Annotated in this window: 10 protein-coding genes; 5 read left to right on the top strand and 5 right to left on the bottom strand. The window is 69.1% G+C overall.

Annotated features, from left to right (window positions below):
- Positions 1-4: 4 nt before the first annotated feature.
- Together ACMCNN_RS00270 and ACMCNN_RS00275 are read right to left on the bottom strand one after the other, a co-directional pair.
- On the bottom strand, positions 5-781 hold the full coding sequence (locus ACMCNN_RS00270; RefSeq protein WP_412746991.1) for an SAM-dependent methyltransferase: 777 nt from the start codon (positions 779-781) through the stop codon (positions 5-7).
- Between the two features lie 282 nt (positions 782-1,063).
- Positions 1,064-2,665 (bottom strand): diguanylate cyclase, encoded by a 1,602-nt coding sequence (locus ACMCNN_RS00275; protein WP_412744167.1) that lies wholly within the window; start codon positions 2,663-2,665, stop codon positions 1,064-1,066.
- A 232-nt stretch (positions 2,666-2,897) separates the two neighbouring features.
- Between ACMCNN_RS00275 and ACMCNN_RS00280 the strand changes: the two genes are divergently transcribed.
- Positions 2,898-3,518: a TetR/AcrR family transcriptional regulator gene (locus ACMCNN_RS00280; RefSeq protein WP_412744168.1), complete on the top strand. Its 621-nt coding sequence runs from the start codon at positions 2,898-2,900 to the stop codon at positions 3,516-3,518.
- Positions 3,519-3,622: 104 nt separating this feature from the next.
- Entirely contained in the window at positions 3,623-5,050 is a 1,428-nt protein-coding gene (locus tag ACMCNN_RS00285) for an MFS transporter (protein WP_412744169.1), read from the top strand.
- A 165-nt stretch (positions 5,051-5,215) separates the two neighbouring features.
- Here ACMCNN_RS00285 and ACMCNN_RS00290 read toward each other — a convergent pair whose 3' ends face one another.
- Positions 5,216-6,670 carry a cellulose binding domain-containing protein gene (locus ACMCNN_RS00290; protein WP_412744170.1) on the bottom strand — a complete coding sequence of 485 codons (1,455 nt, stop codon included), beginning with the start codon at positions 6,668-6,670 and terminating at the stop codon, positions 5,216-5,218.
- Between the two features lie 268 nt (positions 6,671-6,938).
- Here ACMCNN_RS00290 and ACMCNN_RS00295 point away from each other — a divergent pair, with 268 nt between their 5' ends.
- Entirely contained in the window at positions 6,939-7,700 is a 762-nt protein-coding gene (locus ACMCNN_RS00295; protein ID WP_412744171.1) for a dienelactone hydrolase family protein, read from the top strand.
- A gap of 27 nt (positions 7,701-7,727) precedes the next feature.
- On the opposite strand, the gene ACMCNN_RS00300 is transcribed toward ACMCNN_RS00295, so the two are convergent.
- Complete coding sequence (locus ACMCNN_RS00300; RefSeq protein ID WP_412744172.1) at positions 7,728-8,165, bottom strand: VOC family protein; 438 nt, start codon at positions 8,163-8,165, stop codon at positions 7,728-7,730.
- A gap of 45 nt (positions 8,166-8,210) precedes the next feature.
- Positions 8,211-9,815 carry a non-hydrolyzing UDP-N-acetylglucosamine 2-epimerase gene (gene wecB, locus ACMCNN_RS00305; protein ID WP_412744173.1) on the bottom strand — a complete coding sequence of 535 codons (1,605 nt, stop codon included), beginning with the start codon at positions 9,813-9,815 and terminating at the stop codon, positions 8,211-8,213.
- 438 nt (positions 9,816-10,253) lie between these two features.
- On the opposite strand from wecB, the gene ACMCNN_RS00310 reads away from it, so the two are divergent.
- Complete coding sequence (locus tag ACMCNN_RS00310) at positions 10,254-10,718, top strand: hypothetical protein (RefSeq protein ID WP_412744174.1); 465 nt, start codon at positions 10,254-10,256, stop codon at positions 10,716-10,718.
- A gap of 100 nt (positions 10,719-10,818) precedes the next feature.
- Entirely contained in the window at positions 10,819-21,582 is a 10,764-nt protein-coding gene (locus ACMCNN_RS00315; protein WP_412744175.1) for a LamG-like jellyroll fold domain-containing protein, read from the top strand.

A 21,582-nucleotide genomic window follows, 5' to 3' on the forward strand; every position in this document is an offset into this window, starting at 1 on the left:
AACGTCAGGGCTTGCGGGCCACCCCGGCCCAGTAGTACGCCGCCTCGGGGCGGTCGACCGGGACATCCGGACGCCAGGCGGACACCGGCACCAGGCCGGGCTCGAGCATCTCCCAGTCGCCGAAGAAGCGCTGCACCTCGTCGCGGGAACGGCAGACCAGCGTCATGCCGGCGCCGGTGGCGGCATCCACGGCGCGCCCCACCTCATCCGGGTTGAAGTCCGCCGTGGGGTGGGTGATCGCGAGGCAGCTGCCGGACGGCAGTGCGTCGCGCAGTTGGGCGACCTTGTCCCACGGGTCCGCCGTGTCCGCCAGCAGCATGAGGATCGCGATCAACGTGAGGCCCACCGGCTGGGTCAGGTCGAGCGTGTCGGCCAGGACCTGATCGCTGAGGATGGCCCCCGGCTCGCGGATGTCGGCCGAGATGTACTCGCTGCGGCCCTGCGCCGAACTCATCATGAGGGCGCGGGCGTGCACCAGCACGATGGGATCGTTGTCGACGTACACCACCCGGGTCTCCGGGGCGAGCTCCTGGGCGACCTCGTGCAGGTTGGGCCGGGTCGGAATGCCCGTACCGATGTCCAGGAACTGCCGGATGCCCTCCTTCGCGACCAGGTCACGGGCGGCGCGGTGGACGAACTTGCGATTCTCTCCGGCCATGTAGCGCAGGTCCGGGATCGCCTGGATCATGGCCTCGCCGACCGCGCGGTCGACCGCGAAGTTGTCCTTGCCGCCGAGCCAGTAGTCGTAGATGCGGGCCGAATGGGGCACATTGATGTTCACCCCCGGGGGCGCGTGCTCCGCCGCCGGAGGAACGTCCTTGCCCTGCTCCACGCCCGCCTCCTGATCCCGGTCGGGCCGGTGCGCGGTCGACGCCGGCGGGCCTGACCGAAACTGATCTCATCGCGACGATCTCTGTCTGGTCAGTGACCGCCCGACGCCCGGTCAGGGTGTCGAATCGGCCACTGTGGTCAGACTAGCGGGCTTCGCGGATGAAATTCAGCCCCGTCGCTCGATCGTCTGTCGCCCTGGAGCGCTATTGCATGGCGGGGCGTCCCGAGAGGATCAGGCGGCGTCGCGATCGCGGTACGAGCGGGTACGCCCGTCGCGGGCCATGCCGGACACGACCCGGTCGCGTCCGCCCCGCTTGGCGACGTACAGGTTGCGGTCTGCCGTGGACAGCATGGCGGACTGGCTGAGGTCCGGCACCTCGTGGAGACCGGCCACGCCGATGCTCACGGTGACGGGCAGGTCGCCGGTGATGCTCCACCAGTCGTACGCGCGGATGGCCCGCCGTACCTCGTCGAGCCGCGTGGTCGCGGTGGTCACCGGCGTCCGGGGCAGCACCATGAGGAACTCCTCGCCGCCGAGACGGCCGACGAACCCGTCCGGTGCGACCGCCGCCAGCTCCGTCTCCAGCAGCTTGGCGACCTGCACCAGCACCTGGTCGCCGACGTCGTGGGAGAGCTGGTCGTTGATCCGCTTGAAGTGGTCGAGGTCGACGATGGCCACGGTGAGTTCGGGGTCGGCCGCGATCAGGGCGGGCAGTTCCTCGTCGATGTAGCGCCGGTTGCGCAGGCCGGTCAGCGGGTCGCGGCGGGCCTGCTCGCGGAAGCGTTCGGCCTCCTCGCGGGCCTCGGCGGTCTCGAACATGGCCTGCCGGGTCTGCGCCTGGGCCTCGCGCTGCTTGGAGCGCAGGCTCTCGTGGGCGGCGTAGAAGGTCTTGTGCATCGCGAACGCCTCGGCGAACTCGCCGCGGGCGGCGTGCAGCTCGGCCTGCTCCTGGTGCACCCGGACCAGCACCTCGTGCAGTTCGCGTTCGACGCACAGCAGGCGGGCGGTGTCCAAGCTGGCCTGCGCCCGGTCGAGGGCGCCCATGCAGCGCTGGGCGCGGGCCATGGTGAGCAGGAACTCGGGCAGATCGTCGGCGTCCTCGCGCAGGCCCGCCTCGTGCCGGGCGATGCAGACCCGCATGGTCTCCTCGGCCGCGGCGTACTCGCCGTTCTCGATCTGGATCGCGCCGATCGTGTCCAGCGTCGCGGCGTCCAGCTCGAAGCCGTGCGTCACCGCGTGCCTGTTCAGGCGCTGGACCACCTCCTGGGCGCGGACGAAGTCCCCGGCGGCGAACTCGGTGTAGGCCCAGTTGTTGAGCACGCTGGTGAGCGTTTCCCACAGGCCCAGCTCGCGGGCCAGGTCCTCCGCCTGGAGGTAGCGCGGGCGGGCCGCGTCCATCGCGCCGTTGATGCCCAGCGAGTCGGCCAGCTTGGCGCGGTGCCACACCTGCATGAACGGGGTGGCGGACTCGTCGAGGAGCTCGACGGCGCTCAGCGAGTGCTCCAGGCACTTGGCGAAGTCGCCGAGCAGACGCTGGATGTTCGCCCAGATCAGGTGGGTACGGGCCTGCAGCCGTCGGTCCTCGTGTTCGACCGCCCATTCGTAGCAGTCGTAGATCTGCCGGGCGGCCCCGGCGACGTCGCCGGTGCGCATGAGCATGTTCGTGCGACACAGGCGGGCGCGGGCGGCGAGTGACTCGTCGCCCAGTTCGACGGCCCGGGTTTCGAGTTCAGCGGCGAGTTTGAGGTCGGCCTCGGCGTTCCAGAGGATGCGTTCCTCGATCGCCAGCAGCGCAGCCGACAGCTGCTCGGCACAGATCGCGCTGCCGTTCACCGGCCACCTCCTTCCCGTCCACCCGTGCTCATCGGCCCCGGGGGGCCGAGCTGAAGAGATTTGGATCGCCATTAACCGCGTCCGCAGATACTCTGCGGAGTCAATCGTTGACCCAGGGTCATAGTTTCGGTGCGCTGAGCGTGATCCCTGTCTCTCCGGGCCCGCGTCGTAAAGTGGTCGGATGGCCAACCGACGTACGGCGACGCGGCCTCGTCTGAGCCGGGATGCGATTGTGGCGAGCGCTGTTTCCCTGGCCGACGCGGAAGGGCTCGACGCGGTGACGATCCGCCGGCTCGCCCAGGAACACGGCGTCACCCCGATGGCCATGTACTGGCACTTCAACGACAAGGACGCGCTGCTCGACGGCATCGCGGAGTTCCTCGTCGCGGCGGTGCGGCTGCCCGAGCCCGGGGTCGGCGGCTGGGACGAGCAGCTGGGTGACGTCCTGCGCGCCTTCCTGGCCGCGATCCAGCCGCACCCGGCGGTGGCCGGGCTCGCGCTGAAGCGGATCCTCGCCTCCGAGCCGGGCCTCGCTCTGGCGGAGCGGGCGCTGACCCTGCTCGAGGAGGGCGGGTTCGCCCCGGCCCGGGCGGCCCAGATCGGGCGCTATCTGCTCTGCGCAGTGATCACGCTGGTCACCTCGGATCCGAACCCGCACAACGCCGCCGATGCCGAGGCCCGCGAGGAGATCTTCCGGCACAAGCGGGCGGCGCTCGAGGTGCTCTCGCCGACGCGGTACCCGCACGTCGTGGCCGCCGCGCCCGCCCTGGTCGGCTGCGCGGACCCGGACGACTACTTCGCTCTCAACATCGATCTCCTGGTGCAGGGCACGCGCGGCGTACGCCGGACCTGACCAAGTCCACCTCCTTCGACGTCGAAACTTGACGCTGCTGTACGCCGTACGTATACGGTGTACATGTACGCCGCATAGTGTGGCGGACGCTGACGGAGGTGGACGTGAAACGCAGTCCGTGGTCGGCGCTGGTGGTGCTGGCGCTCGCCCAGTTCATGGTGGTGCTCGACGTGACGATCGTGAACGTCGCGCTCCCCGACATCCAGCAGGACCTCGGCTTCTCGCCGTCGGGCCTGCAGTGGGTCATCAGCGCGTACACCTTGATCTTCGGGGGTTTCCTGCTGCTCGGCGGCCGTGCCGCCGACCTGCTCGGCCGCCGCCGGGTCTTCATCGCGGGTCTGCTGCTGTTCGGGCTCACCTCGCTGGTGGCGGGCCTGGCCTCCGCCCCCGAGCAGCTCGTGGTCATGCGCGCCGTGCAGGGGCTCGGCGGTGCGCTGCTGTCGCCCGCCGCATTCGCCATCCTCACCGTGACGTTCGCGCACGGCCGCGAGCGCAACATCGCCATGGGGATCTGGGGTGGCCTGGCGGGTCTCGGCGGGACCCTGGGCGTGATCGCGGGCGGCCTGCTGGTCGACTCGCTGAGCTGGCGGTGGGTGTTCCTGGTCAACGTTCCGATCGCGATCGCGCTGGTCGCGCTGGCGCCGGTGTTCGTCGCGGAGTCGCGGGTACGCCCGGCGGGCCGCCGTACGTTCGATGTGGCCGGTGCCGTGCTCGGCACGGGTGGCCTGCTGGCCGTCGTGCTCGGGGTCATCCGGGCCGAGCCGCTCGGCTGGGGCTCCGCCGAGGTGATCGCGCTGCTGGCCGGTGGGCTCGCCCTGCTGGCGCTCTTCCTGCGGGTCGAGGCCCGTTCCGCCGCGCCGCTCGTGCCACTGCACCTGTTCCGCTCGCGCGGCCTGCGTACGTCCGTGCTGGCCCTGGCCCTCAACGGCGCCGGATTCCTGGCCATGTTCTTCCTGACGGCGATCTTCCTGCAGCAGGTCCGTGGCCTGACCGCGCTGGAGACCGGCCTGGCCTTCCTGCCCATGGGCATCGCCGCGATCGTGAGCGCCCTGGTCGCGTCCCAGATGGTCACCCGGTACGGCACGAAGCCGGTGCAGTTCGGTGGTTCGGTGCTCAGCGTCGTCGGACTGCTGCTGCTCACCCGCGCGGACGCCACCGGTGCGTACGCCACGCAGCTGTTGCCCGGCTTGATCCTGTTCGGGATCGGCATCATCGCGACCGGCACCCCGGCGATGATCGCTGCGGTCGCCGGTGTCCGGGCGGACGAGGCAGGCGCGGCCTCCGGCGTGGTGAACGCGGGCTACCAGGTGGGCGGCGCGGTCGGCCTCGCGGTGATCACCACGCTGGCCACCTCGCACGTCGAGGGCCTGCTGGCCGGTGGGACGAACCCGCAGGACGCGCTGGTGGGGGGCTTCGAGCGCGGGTTGTTCGCGGCGGCGCTGTTCGCGGCGGTCAACATCCTGACCGCGCTGGGCGCCCCGCGCGTGCGGCCCACCGCGGACCAGATCGCCGAGGCGGCGGTCGCGGCCTGAGCCTCTGCCGGTGCCGGCGGGGGCCGGCGGCAGACGGGCTTCGCGGCTGGCGGGCTCGGCGGCCGACGGGGCGCCGGGCCTTCTGCGAGGGCGTCCGGGAGGGCACACGGCGCGGCGCCGGGAGGGGGCATCCCGGCGCCGCGCGTGGGGTGAAGCGACAGATCGTCAGCCGGTGAAGCCGGCGAAGATCTTGCTGAACTCGCTCGGGGACTGCGCGATGTTCGTGCACTGGAACAGTGCGCCGCTGCAGGCGTTGCGGTCGCGGTTGAGCTCCCAGAAGGAGACGAAGCCGAGGTGGTTGGCGTTCGCGAAGGCGACCACGTCACGGGCGTCGCTCTGGGTGAAGGTGCCCTGGTCGTCGTTCTTGCCGATCATCGGGGTGACGCCGACCATCTTGAACGCGGCCGCGTCGCTGTTGCCGTAGAGCGACTTGATCTGGTCCTTCGTGGACTTCACGGCCTGGATCGCCAGGTCGCCGTAGTCCTGCCCGGCCCGGCCGTAGTCCATGGCCATGATGTTGACCAGGTCGACGTCGACGCCCGCCTTCTTGGCCGAGTCCACCACGTTGAGGCCGTCCGCGGTGAGGCCCTCCGGGAGCACCGGCAGGGTGAGCGAGATCTTCAGGCCCGGGTTGGCCTTCTGCAGCGAGGCGAGCGCGGCCGAGCGACGGTCGATCGTGGTCTTGTCGGCGACCGCGGCGCCCTCGATGTCCAGGTCGATGTACTTCAGGTTGTAGGCCGAGACGACGGCTTGGTACTCCGCCTCGAGCGCCTTGTCGTTGGTGCAGGCCTGGGCCAGCTCGATGCCGGTCGCGCCGCCGAACGAGACCTTCACGTCGCCGCCGTTGCGGCGCACCGCGTCGATCTCGTCGCTGAAGTGCTTCGTCCGCGGGTCGAAGGCGTTGAACCAGCTCGCCTTGCACCCGACGCTCGTCACGAACGCCAGCGAGAACGACTTCACCCCGTTGCCGATCTGTGCCAGGCCGGTGCTGGTGGACAGGCCCATGTCCACGTACGGGGCGAACTTCACGTTGCCGCCGCCGCCGGTGGCCGGCGGGGGTGCGGTCGTCTTCGACGGCTCGGTGGTGGCCGGCGGCTTCGTGGCCGTCGGCGCCGTCGTGGTCGGCGCCGTGGTGGTCGGCTTGGTGGCGGGGGTGGCCGGTGGCTTGGTGGCCGGGGCGGTCGTCGGGGTGGCCCCGCCGCCCGCGCACGGGGCGCCGTTGATGGTGCAGCTGGTCGGGTCGCCCTTGCCCGCGACGATGAAGCCGAATTCGACGGTGCCGCCGGCCGGGATGGTGTTGTTGTAGCCCTTGTCCTTGGCCGTCGAGGTCGCGCCGGAGGTGGTGATCGCGGCGTCCCAGGACGTGCCGAGCTTGGCCGTCGACGGCAGCCCGAAGGTCAGCTGCCAGCCCGTCACCGCTGCCGAGGTGTTGTTCTTGATCGTGTAGCGGGCCTGGTAGCCCGTGTCCCACCTGGAGTCGGTGCTGAAGGTGGCGGTCAGCTTGCCACCCGCCGGTGCGCCGGCCGGGTTGGTGGCCGCGACCGCAGCGCCCACGCCACCGCCCACGGCGAGGAGGGCCGCTCCGAGGTAGATCGTGAGGCGTAGCCGGTTGCGGGGCATCGAAGACTCCTATCGCGGGTGGTTCTGACAGGCGTCGAGTCTGGTGCCCCGCTGTATTAGTTAGGTTTGTATGCACCTTAAATCTGACTAAAGGTCCGCAGCGTAACGGCAGGTGCGCGGACGATCACGAGAACTTCTCATGCCTTCCTGGTGGGGTTGCTGGGCGGCCCGCGGCACACGCCGTTCGCACATCTTGGGCGGCATGTCCGCGGTGTCGGGTGTACCTTTCGCCGTGATCAGACGAATTGCCTGGCAGGAGGCGCCCGCAATGCACAAGATCATGGTGGACATCCCCACCGAGGACGGCGTCGCCGACGCGTACCTCGTGCGTCCCGAGGGGGCGGGGCCGTGGCCGGGGGTGCTCGTCTATCCGGATGCGTTCGGGTTGCGGCCACGGCTGTTCGAGATGGCCGACCGGATCGCCGGACACGGGTACGTGGTACTCGTCCCGCACCTGCTGTACCGGGCCGGGCGCGCTCCGCTGTTCGACCTGTCGGGACTGTCCGATCCGGACCAACGCCAACGGATCATCGGGCAGGTCATGCCCCTGGTCATGCGGCTGGACAACGAAACAATCACCCACGACAGCCGCGCGTATCTCGACTTCTTCGCCGCACAGGACGGTGTCGCCGCGGGCCCGGTCGCGATCGTCGGCTACTGCATGGGCGGCACCAACGCGGTACGCGCGGCGGCCGCGTTCCCCGACCGGATCGCGGCGGTTGCCGCCTTCCACGCCGGTCGGCTCGTCAGCGACGCTCCGGACAGCCCGCACGTGTTGGCCCGGCGGATCACCGGGGAGGCGTACTTCGCGCACGCCGACCAGGACCCGTCGATGACCGCCGAGCAGATCGAGACGCTGGAGCGCGCGTTGGACGCCGCCGGCGTGCGCTACCACTCCGAGGTCTATCCCGGTGCGCAGCACGGCTTCACCATGGCCGACACCGCCGCTTATCAGCCGGAGGGCGAGCAGCGGCATTGGGAGAACCTGCTGGCGTTGCTCGACCGGAACCGTCGACGCCAGCCGAGGTGATGTCTCGGCCGTGATGGCGGCCGTCGGTCAGGAGATGCAGAATTCGTTGCCCTCCGGGTCGGCCATGGTGATCCACGAGAGCGGACCCTGCCGGCCCCGGTGCAGGAACGTCGCACCCCGGGCCAGCAGGCGCTCATGCTCCTGCTCGGCCCGCTCCGCGCCCACCCAGACGTCGAGGTGGATGCGCGTTTTCGCGGCCTTCGGCTCGGGCACCGCCTGGAACAGCACTCGCCGGGGGCGGCCGCTCGGCAGCGCCTCGGGATGCCGGATGGCCGCGCCGATCCGCCACACCAGCACCCCGCGGTGGGTGGTCGTGTCGGCTTCGGTGGCCATCCCCTTGGCCACCATCTCCTTGATGAACGACTCGTCGGAGGGCTCCAGCTCCCAACCGAGCGTCTCGGCCCACCAGTCAGCCTGCGTGTGCGGATCGGCGCAGTCGACGGTCACTTGAAAGTCGTATGCCATGCCCGCACGCTAACCGGACCCACCGACAAAAGAGGCGGTATCCGATCAGCGGTGGCCGTCGTCGAGCAGGGTGGGCAGGTACCGGTTCAGCCCCACGGCGTCGTAGACGTGCCGTACCTCGGTGACGTGGCCGTCGGCGACGGTCAGGAACTCGGCGAAACGCACCGTGCCGAACATGGTGGCGCAGTCGTACACATGCATGGCTGTCGCGCCGGTGGACACCCGGGAGACGAGGGAGATCTCCGTGGCGAAGACCGCGATCCGGTGCAGGGTCTGCACCAGTTCCTCGTCGTCCACCGGGACGTCGAGGTTCCACTCGACCTCCACGTCCGGGGCCAGCAGGCGGCGCGTCGCATGCCGGTCGCCGTCGATCCACGACTGCGCGTAGCTGCGGGCGACGTCGTCGCCGGACCGGCTCGGTGCGGCCGCCACCTGAGGAGTACGGGCGGCCGGGTGATCGGCGGTCACCCGGCACGCGTCGGTCCGTGGCCGGGGCAGGCGCGGCGCGAGTCCCGCGGACACCGCCGGGGACGGGGCACTCGGCATGGGCTCCGGTTCCGTGGCCAGTCCGAGCAGGGCGGCGGTGGCCCGGGCGGCGCGGTGGGCGGCGTGCCCGTCGCCGTGCGCCAGGCCGCTCACGGACATCGTGTCGCGGCGTACCCGGCTGTCCAGCAACCTGGCCGCCTGGCCGACGACCGGCTCGGTGCCGGTGACCCGGGGTGTGCGCACGCCCGCGTCGGCGTCGCGCAGCACGAGCGCGGGGACGCCGAACGACAACGCCTCCTCCTGGATGCCGTCGGAGTCGGTGAGCACCAGGTAGGCCTCGGACAGCAGGCAGGACAGGTCCGCGTAGGCCAGCGGGGCGGTGACGGTGATCCGGTCCGCGCCGGGCAGCGCCGCGTCGAAGTGGGCGCGTTCCAGCGGACCGGGCACCACCACGTGGATGTCGGGGTAGCGGGAGACCAGTGCGGGGACCGCGGCGAGGATCCGGTCCGGCGGGGCGTCGCCGCGGTCGGCAGCGACGACCACCAGCCGGTGCTCCCGCGCGGCGGCCCGCGCCGCCGCAAGTTCGGGATCGCGGTAGTGCAACTTGCGCGTGGTGACCGCAGCGGCCGCCTCGGTCACGGTCGTGCCGGTGACCAGTACGTCGCCGGTGCCGACGTTCTCGTCCAGCAGGTTCATGGCGGCCTGCGGCGTCGACGTCAGGTGCAGCGCAGCGAGCTGCGCGACGAGGCGACGGTCGGCCTCCTCCGGGAACGGCGCGTCGAGGCTCATCGAGCGCAGCCCGGCCTCCAGGTGCACGACAGGGATGCGGCGCGAGTACGCGGCCAGCGCCCCGGCCAGGCTGGTGGGGGTGTCGCCCTGCACGATCACGGCGGCCGGTGGACGCCGCCCCCACAGCAGGTCGAGCTGTCGGATCAGCTCGGTGAGCGGTTCGGACCGGGTCCCGTGGTGGCGGCCGACCGGCACGACCACGTCCGTGTCGAGGCCGAACGCGGCGAGTGCCGGTACGACCATCGAGGGCTGCAGACCACCGGCGACCAGGACCGGCGCGAGCAGGCCCTCCTCGTGCATCGCGGTCGCCACTGGGGCGAGCCGGACGGCCTCGGGGCGGGTGCCGCCGACGAGGTGCACCTCGGGCAGCGACATGGTGCCTCTTTTCGCGGGTGGACGCCCATCACATTCCGTGTCCTCGACGTGGCACGGGCTCTGAGCGTTGATGTATCTCGGACGCTAGACGGCTACTTTGTGTCACTCAAGTGTGGTGACCCGTCCGCTGGGCCAAACCCGCCGTTCGGTCATCCTCACGTGCCGGTCTGTTCGCTAGTGGGGGCGACTTCGCCCACATCCCGGAGCGGGCAGCTGAGCCGTTGGTAACCCACCGTAATGTCTGGGCTCTGGGTCAGTCTCGTGCCGATCCGGCTACGGTGTGTGATTTCGGCGAGGCTGGACAGGGTGAGTACGCTCTGCGCCGTGCTAGGTGGACGTATGGATAAGCGACTGCGGGGCTCGGCCGACAAGACCGGGCGGGATGGTTTCCGGCTTCCGCGTGGACGGCGGCCCTGGCTGATCGGCGGCGGTGCCGCCGTGGTGCTGGTCGCCGGGCTGCTGACCTGGGCGCTGTGGCCGGACGGGCGACCCGACCCGCGTGCCCGCGTGTACACCGAGGCCACCGCCTGCCTGCTGACCCCGGCGGGTGGAACGGCCGACAAGCAGGCGGCTCCCGTGTGGGCCGGCATGCAGCAGGCCTCGCTCGACACCCGCGGCAAGGTGCAGTTCCTGGAGGTCGACGGGCCGCAGACCGGTGACAACGCCGCGACCTACCTCGGGACCCTGATCGGTAGCAAGTGTGACGTAGTCCTCACCGTCGGTCGGGCCGCCAACGCGGCGCTGGACGCCTCGGCGGCTTCCCACCCCAACGTCCATTTTGTGCTGGTCGGCTCCGGCAAGGCGCAGGCCAACGTATCCATCATCGGCGATTCTGATCCCACCAAAGTGACCGAGCGCGTGCGCTCCGTAGTCACGGACGTGTTGTCCGTTACCAAGGATTGATGAACCGTCCGGGCCCGGCGTCCGTACCTGACTTGATTCCTGTCGTACCAGTGCCGCAAACTCCCTCGCGTTTCAGGCATTCACGGGGGAGGAGCCGGCGATGCGCCGTGCCGCTGGGAAGATCGCTGTCGTCACCGCGGTCGTATTCGGACTGACGGTCGCCGCCCCGGTGGGTGCCGTGCGGGACCCGGAGTTGCCGGTCTCCTGGTTGTGGTCCTGGATCTCGCAGCGCCCCGCGTGGGCGAAGCCGGATCCGGTGGTACCGCAGCAGAAGCGGGGACCGGGCGGCAGCAACCGGCCCGCGAGCGCGGCGGACACCACGGCGCAGGGCGGTTCGGGCCGGGCACCCAAGCCGGTCGCGGGGACGCTGGACTCGTACCAGCCGTACGACCCGAACCAGGACCGGAAGGTCACCCCGGACGCGGACCTCGGGTTCGACGCCAAGACCAGTGAGCGCGACGCGGACCGGTCCACGGCCCGCTCCGACGTGTTCGACAACGCCGACGGGTCCGTGACAACGCGGACGTACAGCGGCGCCGCGAACTTCCGGGGCAAGGACGGCAAGTTCCAGCCGATCGACGCGGATCTGGAGAAGCGTGGCGACGGGCGGCTGCACATGGCCGCGAACAGCCTGGACGCGTCACTGGCCGCGAAGGTCCCGGCCACGGCTGAGGCCCCGGCTGAGGCCCCGGCCCGGGTGACGCCGTCGACGGCCCCGAGCGCGCCCGCCGACCCGCCCACCAAGGCCGCGGACGCCGCCCAACAGCTCGCGACGCTGAAGCTGCCCACCGGCGAGAGCGTCGGTTACACCCTGGACGGTGCCGCCCCTGTCACTCCGTCCGTCGACGGCAACACCGCGACGTACCCGGGCATCCTCCCGCAGACCGACCTTGAGATGCAGACGTTCGATGCGGGTTTCAAGGAGACGTTCGTTCTGCGGTCGAAGGACGCGCCGTCGTCGTGGACGTTCCCCCTCGCGCTGAAGGGGCTGACGCCGAAGGTCGTCGAGGACGGCAGCATCGAGCTGCGCAACACCGACGGCAAGGCGGTGGCGTGGTTCCCGAAGGGGTCGATGCAGGACTCGAAGGTCGACCCGCACTCGGGTGCGCCGGCGGAGTCGGGCGGGGTCACCTACAAGCTCTCCGAGCGCGACGGCGTGACGGTGCTGCAGGTCGAGGCCGACCGTAACTGGCTGAACGACCCGGCGCGGGTGTACCCGGTGCGGGTGGACCCGACCGCGACCACCGGCACCACGGGTGACGTGTTCGTCGACAACGACAACTCGACGACGAACCAGAACGGTGACAACCTGCCGGTCGGTACGTACAACGGCGGGACGGTCAAGGCTCGGTCGTTCATTCACTTCGACGAGTTCGACGACGACGGGTTCAAGGGCAAGCGGATCACGAAGGCCGTTCTGAAGTTGTTCCTGTCCTGGACGTACTCGTGCACGGTGGACCGGGCGTTCGATGTGCGGGCCTCGACCGAGGCGTGGACCGTCGCGGGTCTGACCAACGGCGGCTGGGACGGCCCGTCGTACTCCGGCTCGATCGGCTCGCTGACGGTCACCGATCCGGGTTCGGCGTGTACGAACACGGGCGGGAACCGGTCGCAGGGCAAGTGGGTCGCGGTCAACCTGAACCCGGCCACCATCGACGGCTGGTCGAAGGGCAACCCGAACTACGGTCTGGCGCTGACCGCGTCGGAGACGGACTCGAACGCCTGGAAGCGGTTCACCTCGGCGAACTACGACAGCGGTTCGCACAAGCCGGTGCTGGAGCTGACCTACGCGACCAACGTCGCCCCGCAGGTCGACGTGCGCTTCCCGGCGAACAACTCGGTGGTCAACACGCTGACCCCGGAGCTGCTGGTCAAGGGCCACGACTCGGACAGCTGGCCGGCCCAGGGCCTGACGTACGTGTACACGGTGCTGAGCGCGGACGGCAAGACCACGATCGCCACCTCCCCGGCAGTGGCCGGTGTGTGGACCGTCCCGGCCGGCAAGCTCGCCTGGAACACGACGTACCTGTACACGGTCAAGGCGTACGACAAGGTGACCTACAGCGCGGCCACGCCCGCGTACGCGTTCACCACCGCCGTGCCACAGCCGACGCTGACCAGCGACCTGGCGCAGAACGGCGGCAAGGGCTTCGACGCGAGTACGGGCAACTACACGACCTCGGCCACGGACGCGAACGTCGCCACGGTCGGCCCGTCGCTGTCGATCACGCGTAACTACAACAGCCTGGACCCCCGCCGCGACTCCGCGTTCGGCACGGGCTGGTCGAGCATCCTGGACACCCGCGCCACCCGGGTCGACGTCGGCGGCAGCGTCCAGGCCGTCCGGATCACCTACCCGACCGGTGAGGAGGTGGCGTTCGGGCGCAACTCGAACGGCACGTTCACCCCGCCGTCGGGGCGGTTCTCGACGCTGACCGAGCAGTCCAGCGCGGGCACGGTCACCGGGTACACGCTGACCGACAAGGACGCCACGGTCTACACGTTCGGCCGTGCGCTGACCGGCGGCAAGGTGTTCCGCCTGACCTCGATCAAGGACGCGAACAACCGCGCCCTCACGGTCACCTACGACGCCGCGGGTAACCCCACGACGCTGACCAGCGCCTCCGGCAGGACGCTGAAGATGGGCTGGGAGACCCCGGCCGGCGCCACCGCGCCGCACGTGACGTGGGTGGCCACCGACCCGACCAAGCCGGGCGACTCGGGCACCGCGAACACGTGGTCCTACGGCTACACCGAGGACAAGCTGACCAAGGTGTGCCAGCCGGACAACTGGACCGACTGCTGGGTGTACGACTACGACACCACCTCGCAGTACGCCAACGCCGTGCTGAACGTGGGCCCGGAGTCGTACTGGCCGCTGGGTGACGCGAGCGGCTCCGTCGCTGCCAAGAGCGTGGTGCTCTCCAACGCCGGCATGGACAACGCGCGCTACAACTCCGCGACGCCGGCCCAGCCGGGTCCGCTCGCGGGCGGCACCGCCACCGCGACCGGCTTCAACGGCACCAGCTCGTACGTGCAGCTGCCCAGCGGTCTGGTCGCGGACGGGCAGTACCAGTCCGTCAGCATGTGGTTCAACACCACCACCCCGGGTGGTGTGCTGTTCAGCTACAACGGCGACCCGCTGAGCAAGGGCACGACCACGGGCAACTACACCCCGGCGCTCTACATCGACAAGTACGGCAAGCTGCGCGGCGAGTTCTACACCGGCAACGCCGCCACGCCGATGAACTCGAACACCGTCGTCACGGACGGCAAGTGGCACCACGTGGTGCTCGCCGGTGAAGGCGACTCGCAGACCATGTACATCGACGGCGTCGCCAAGGCCACGCTGGCGGGCACGATCCAGCGTGCCGTGGCCAACGTGACAGAGACCGTCAACATCGGTGGCGGCTACGTCGGTGGCCTCTGGCCCGACCACGTCAACACCGCCGCGTCCCCGGCCAAGGCCACCTACTTCAAGGGCTCGATCTCCGACGTCGCGTTCTTCAACTCGACGCTGAACGCCGCCACCGTCGGCGCGCTGAACGCCTCCGGGCGTACCGCGCAGCCGGTGCTGTCGAAGGTGACCCGCCCGAGCGGCGGCGTGACCGCGACCGTCGGCTACGACAAGGCGACCGGCAAGGTGTCCACGGTCGTCGACGAGAACGGCGGCACGTGGCGACTCGCCAACCCGACCGTGGCCGGTAGCAGCCTGGTCTACGCCGCCGCCGTGCTCGGCGCGAAGCCGAAGGACTACTGGCGCCTCGGCGACACCGACGTCTCCGACGCGGTCAACGAGGTCGCGGGTGGGCAGGCCACCTACAACTCGGTGACGCTGAACACGGCCGGAAAGTTCGGCGACACCCCCTCGGCGAGCTTCAACGGCACCTCGTCGTATCTCGAACTGCCCGTGGAGGACGTGCCCCAGGCCGGGCCGAACACGATCGAGATGTGGTTCAAGCTGCCGGCCGGCAACACCAAGGGCGGCGTGCTGTTCGGCTACCAGACCGACGCGCTCGACGAGACGGCCGTCGGCGGCTGGACCCCGGCGCTCTACGTGGGCACGGACGGCAAGCTGCGCGGCGGGCTGTGGACCGGTTCGGTGTCGCCGATGACGGCGCCGACCGCGGTCAACGACGGCAAGTGGCACCACGTCGCGCTGACCGCGACCACCAACGCGCAGGCCATCTACCTCGACGGTGCGGTCGCCGCGGTCAAGTCGGGCGCGGTGTCGGCCACCGCCTCCCAGCACGTGTACGTCGGCTCCGGCCGGTGGGCGGGTGCGTGGCCCGGTCGTACCACCGACGTCGGCTGGTGGCCGGGACAGATCTCGGACGTCGCGTTCTACGACAGCGCCCTCAACGGCGACCAGGTCAAGAACCACGTGGACACGGTGAAGCAGACCGCGCCGGTGGCGATGACGATGATCTCGGGTGTCGCGACCGCGATCCCGATGCCGGTGTCGCAGGTCGCGGTCACCACGCCGACCGGCGCCCAGCAGGTCTCCAGCTACGACCTGGTCAACGGCAACCGGATCGTCGCGCAGGCCGACGAGCTGGGCAACACCACCATGTACGGCTACGACGTCGGCGGCTTCGCCAGCATGGTGTACGACCCGAACGGTGCACTGACCCAGACGTTGCAGGACGCGCGGGGCAACACCAAGCAGTCGATCACCTGCCAGGACCAGAGCGCGAACAAGTGCTCGTCTGTGTACTTCACGTACTTCCCGGACGCGACGTCGACGAACCTGGCGCCGAACGCGAAGAACGACGTACTGCTGACCACCCGGGACGGGCGGTCCGCCTCGGCGACCGACGACACGTACCTGACCAGCAACACTTACGACGACCAGGGCAACCTGCTGACGGTGACGGACCCGCTCAAGCGTGTGACCCGCACCGTGTACACGGATGCGAGCAGCGTGGCGGCCGACGGGGGCACGCCTCCGGCGGGTCTGCCGACGAAGGTGATCACCCCGGCTGGCGCCACCCAGACCGTCACGTACTTCAAGTCCGGTGACGTGGCCCAGGTGACCGAGCCCAACGGCAAGATCACCAAGTTCACGTACGACGGCCTGGGTCAGGTGCTGACCGAGACGGAGGTTTCGGACGCCTACCCGCAGGGCCTGGTCAGCTCGACCACCTACGACCGCATGGGTCGCAAGGTCACCGAGACCGACCCGGCGGTCACCAACCGGGTCACCGGCGCCGTGCACACCCAGGTCGCCACCACCGTGTACGACGTGGACGGCAACCCGACCGAGGAGCGCACCGAGGACTCCACCGGCGGCGACGCGTCGCGCGTGGAGAAGCACGGCTACAACGCCTACGGCCAGGAAGTGTCCTCGACCACGCCGGGCGGGGCCACCACGACGTTCACGTACGACACGTCGGGCCGTCTGGTCGACCAGACCAGCCCGGACGGGACGGTCACGCACAGCGAGTACGACGCCGAGGGCAACCTGCTGTCGACGACGCTGCGCGGTTACACCGGCGACCCGAACAACCCGAGCGACGCGCGTGACCTGGTGCTGGCGCGCAACTCGTACGACCCCGCGGGCCGGTTGGCGACCGAGACCGACGCGATGGGCTGGACGACGACGCACCAGTACACCGACAACGGCCTTGAGGCGAAGGTCTTCCGGACCGACGGTACGCAGACGCACGTCATCGAGGAGAACTCGTACGACGCGGCGGGGAACCTCGTCAAGGAGGTCACCAACAACGGGGCGACCACGGTCGAGCACACGTTCGACGCGGTGAACCGGGAGACCTCGACCACCGCCGACCCGGCCGGGTTGAAGCGCACCACCACGGTGTCCTTCGACGACGACGACCGCGCGGTGGCCACGACGCAGAAGGACGCGTCGGGCACGGTGCTGGGCAAGATGGAGGCGTTGTACGACGTCGCCGGCCGGATGCTGGCCCAGACCACGTACCTGAACAACAGCTCGGGCGCGGCGCCGGTGGGCCGGTGGAAGCTGGCCGACGGCACCGGGCTGAAGGCGGCCGACAGCGCGGGCAACAGCCCCGCGACCGCCCCGGCCGGGGTCACGTGGAGCAGCGAGCGCGGCGGGTCCGCGGTCTTCGCGGGCACCGATGCGATGACCACCACGGGCGCCGTGGTCGACACGCGGCGGGACTTCACGGTCTCGGCGTGGGTGAAGCTGGCGGACACGGCGAAGATGTACCGCTTCGTCGGCGGTGGTGGGGATCAGCAGTCGCCGTTCGACCTGTCGTTCGACAAGGACTCCGGCAAGTGGCGGTTCCTGGTCGTCGGCTCGGATGTCGCCGACGCCAACGGCGCCGAGGCGCTGTCCACCACCGTCCCGACGGTCGGTAAGTGGACGCACCTGGCGGGCACCTACGACGCCGCCGCGGGCACCGCGAAGCTGTACGTCGACGGCAAGCTCGAATCCACCGTCAGTGGCAAGGCGTTCGGCACCGCCTCCTCGATGATCATCGGGGCGGCGCTGTGGAACGGCGAGCAGGTCGGCAAGGTCAACGGCTCGATCAACGACGTGCAGGTGTACCAGCAGTCGCTGTCCGCGACCGAGGTCGCGGACGTGACTAGTGGCGCCGCCCCGGCCGCCGACAGGAAGGTCAGCCGGACCAGCTACACCTACGACGCCGACGACAACGTCGTGGCGGCGACGGACCCGAGTGGCAACACCAGCTACAGCGCGTACGACGAGGACGGCAACGTCGTCAAGACGACCGCCCCGGCGGCGCTGACCGAGACCGGTACGACGGGTGCGGTGCTGGCCAACGCGGTGGCGTGGACGGGTTACAACACGTTCGGTGAGGTGACCGACAACAAGGACGCCAACGGCAACTGGTCGGTGACGTACTACGACGCGGATGGTCGTCCGACGCTGCAGCGGATGCCGTCGTACACGCCGCCGGGCTCGTCGGCGCCGGTGACTCCGGAGACGGTGACGACGTACAACGCGTCGGGGCAGGTGGAGACGGTCACCGACCCCCAGGGTGGGATCAGCCGGTACGCGTACGACCAGTTGGACCGGTTGTCGAAGCAGACCGCGGTCAATGGTGGGGTCACGACGTACTCCTATGACCTGGCCGGGGATCTGCTGTCCTCGACGGATGCCGCGGGTGCGGTCACCACCGCCACCTACGACTATCTGGGTCGGGTGTTGACGTCGACGGATCTGGTGCGGCAGGACAACACGGCCGACACCACCAGCTACACGTACGGTTACGGCGGTTGGTTGTCGGAGACGACGTCGCCGTCGGGGGTGAAGTCGTCGACGACGTACAACCCGTTGGGTGAGACGTTGACCGTCAAGGACGGCGCGAACAACGTCACCACGATGGCCTATGACGGGGCGGGGCGGCCGACGCGGACGACCCTGGCGGACAACACGTACACGACGACGTCGTACGACATGGCCGGGCGGGCGACCAGGGCCGCGGCGTACAACGCGGCCGGGACGTTGTTGCAGGACTCGTCGACGGAGTACGACGTGGCCGGCAATGTGGTCGCGACGATCGATGGGCGTAAGACGCGGACGACGTTCGATTACGACGCGACCGGGATGCTGGTGCGGGAGCGGCAGCCGATCAGCGGGTCGGATGCGATCGAGACGACGTTCGGGTACGACCTGGAGGGCAACCGGACCCGGTTCACCGATGGGCGGGGTAACGCGTTCGTCACCACGTACAACGCGTGGGGTTTGCCGGAGTCGCAGATCGAGCCGTCCACTCCGGCGCATCAGAGCCCGGCGGACCGGACGTTCACCGTGGTCTACGACACGATGGGCCGGCCGGCGAAGCAGGTGCTGCCCGGTGGGGTCAGCCTGACGAACACGTACGACGCGATGAGTCAGCTGACCAAGCAGGCCGGCGCGGGTGCGGAGGCCGACACGGTCGACCGGACCTTCGATTACGACCAGACCGGCCGGATGACGAAGTTCTCCGGTGACCAGGGCACGAACACCATCGCCTACGACGACCGGGACCTGCCGCTGTCGATCAGCGGGCCGTCGGGGAACTCGTCGTTCACGTACAACGCGGACGGGGCGTTGGCCAGCCGCACGGACGCGGCCGGTACCACGAACTACCGGTACGACACCGCCGGGCGCCTGGACAAGCTGACCAACACCAGCAAGGGCGTGGATCAGAGCTACGCCTACAACCAGCTGAGCGCGATCACGAAGGTCACCTACGGCGGCGGCAACAGCCGGAACTTCGCCTACGACGACCTGCACCGGATGACCGGCGACGAACTCAAGTCCGCGTCGGGCACGTCTCTGGCGAAGATCGAGTACGGGTGGAACGCGAACGGTGACCTGACCTCGAAGAAGACCACCAACTTCGGCGGGGCCACCACCAGCAACACCTACGACTACGACCTGGCCGACCGCCTCACGTCGTGGAACAACGGCACCACCACCACGGTGTACGGCTACGACAAGTCCGGTAACCGGATCCAGAACGGCAGCAAGACGTTCACGTACGACGCCCGGAACCGGCTGCTGACCGGCGACAACGCGAACTACAGCTACAGCCCGCGGGGCACGCTGCGCGCGGTCAACGGCATCGAGACCAAGTCGGACGCGTTCGGTCAGGTCATCACGCAGGGCATCGCCGGCGGCGGCGCGCAGACCTACCGGTACGACGCGCTGGGCCGCGCGATCCGCGACGGCTTCTCCTACACCGGCACCGGCAACGACCTGGCCGGTGACGGCGACGCCACGTACGTGCGGGGCACCGCCAACGAGGTGGTCGCCGCGACGTCGGGCACGAACACCCGGTACACGTGGACCGACCTGCACGACGACATCGTCGGTCAGTTCACCGCCACCGGCACCGCCCTGGACGCGTCCACGGTCTACGACCCGCTGGGCAAGACCATCAGCGGCAACGGCGGCATGATCGGTAGCCTCGGCTACCAGTCCGAGTGGACCGACAAGGCCACCAACCGCGTCAACATGGCCGCGCGCTGGTACAACACCGACACCGGGCAGTTCGACACTCGCGACACCGCGAACAACAACCCGGCACCCGACTCGGTCAACGCCAACCGCTACCAGTACGGCGACGCCAACCCGCTCACCGTCACCGACCCGACGGGTCACTGGGGTGTGTTCAGCTGGGCCGCGAACAAGATCAGCAGCGCCGCGTCCACAGTTTCCTCTGGTCTGTCCTCGGCGTGGCACGCGACCACGTCCTACGCCTCGTCGACGTGGAACAGCGCCTACTCCTACGGCCGCTCGATGTACGACTACGGCGTCTCGAAGGCCAAGAGCATTTACCGGAGTGGCGTCAACAAGATCAAGAAGGTCTACCACAAGGCCAAGCGGATCTATAACAAGGTCAAGACGGCGGTCAAGAAGCACGTCCGCCAGTGGGCCTCGAAGGCGAAGCGCTTCTACAAGAAGGTCGTGCGGGCGGTCAAGAAACACACCCCGAAGTGGGTGAAGAACGCCTACCACAAGGCCAAGAACTACGTGAAGAAGGCCGCCAAGGTCATCAAGCAGGCGGCCAAGGCGACGCTGTCCGCGGCCAAGCGGGTGGTCAAAAAGACCGTCAGCGCGGTCAAGGACGCGGCCAAGGCAACGAAGAAGTGGGTCGTCGACCACAAGGACGCGTTGATCGAGGTCGCCGCGATCGGTGGCGCCATCCTCGCGGGCATGGCCTGTACCGCGGTCACCGCCGGTGCGGGTGCGATCGCCTGCATGGTCGGCGCCGGCGCACTGATCAACCTGGCCAAGGACTCGGCCCAGGGCAACATCCACAGCCTGGGTGACGCGCTCGGCTCGATGGGCACCGGCGCTCTGTCGGGTCTCGTCGGTGGTGTCGGTGGTGCCGTCGCCGCCAAGGTCGGGACGCTGGTGGCCAGCAAGGTCGGCACCGGCCTGGCCGGGCGCCTGGCGACCGAGATGGCTGAGAACGGCGTCGACGGACTGATCAACCAGGTCGGGACGACTGGCCGGATCAACCCGAAGGAAATGCTGGAGGGGATGATCCCGGGCGTCAGCGCCCTCAACCGCAAGGCGCACGTCGACGTGAACCCGTCGTCGGCGAGAAGGAGCCTCTCCTCGTCGGGCTCGGGTTGCCTGCATAGTTTCGCGCCCAACACCCAAGTGTTGATGGGCGACTGGTCGAGGCGTCCGATCAAGGATGTCAAAGCCGGTGACATGGTGATGTCCGCCAACCCGACCGGCGGCTTGCCGTCTGCGAAGAAGGTCGAGCTGACGCACCGGAACACGGATCATAAGTTCTCGGACGTCAAGGTCAAGGACAGCAACGGGCACACGTCGGTTCTGAAGACGACGCAGCACCACCCGTTCTGGGACAAGACTGACAGGCACTGGGCTTACGCCAAGGACCTCAAGCCAGGCGACGAACTCAAGGTCGCGGGCAAGGGCGCGGTTGTGGTCACCGGGGTTCGTAATCATGCCGGCAAGCGGGTGATGCGTGACCTCACCGTCGCGGACATCCACACGTACTATGTATTCGCTGGCAACACGCCAGTGCTGGTCCACAATTGTGACCCGATTTCCATCTACAGAACTCCCAAGACTGTCGACAAGGACTTTGAACTCGAGCACGGACCGAACCCGGCGATGCAGCATGTCGAGGGAAGCAACGGGAAGGCGTACTTTGGAGAAAAGAGTGTCGCCGCAGAGTATCAAGGACGCGGAACCTATGCGCCTGGAATGATTCGATACGACATGCACCCGTCGTTCCTTGAGAAGTTCGGAGACAGTGCAAAGAGATATGACTGGCAGGGTCCCGGTGGATCCCCGCGCATCGAATTCGAGATTCCTTTCGAACGACTTGAAGAATTTAATTCGCTGACCGTGAAGCGCACCTGGATGCCCATGAAGGGGAGTTGA

Origin of the sequence: Krasilnikovia sp. MM14-A1004 (assembly GCF_047159485.1) — a bacterium.
In the GTDB taxonomy this organism is placed as follows: domain Bacteria; phylum Actinomycetota; class Actinomycetes; order Mycobacteriales; family Micromonosporaceae; genus Actinoplanes.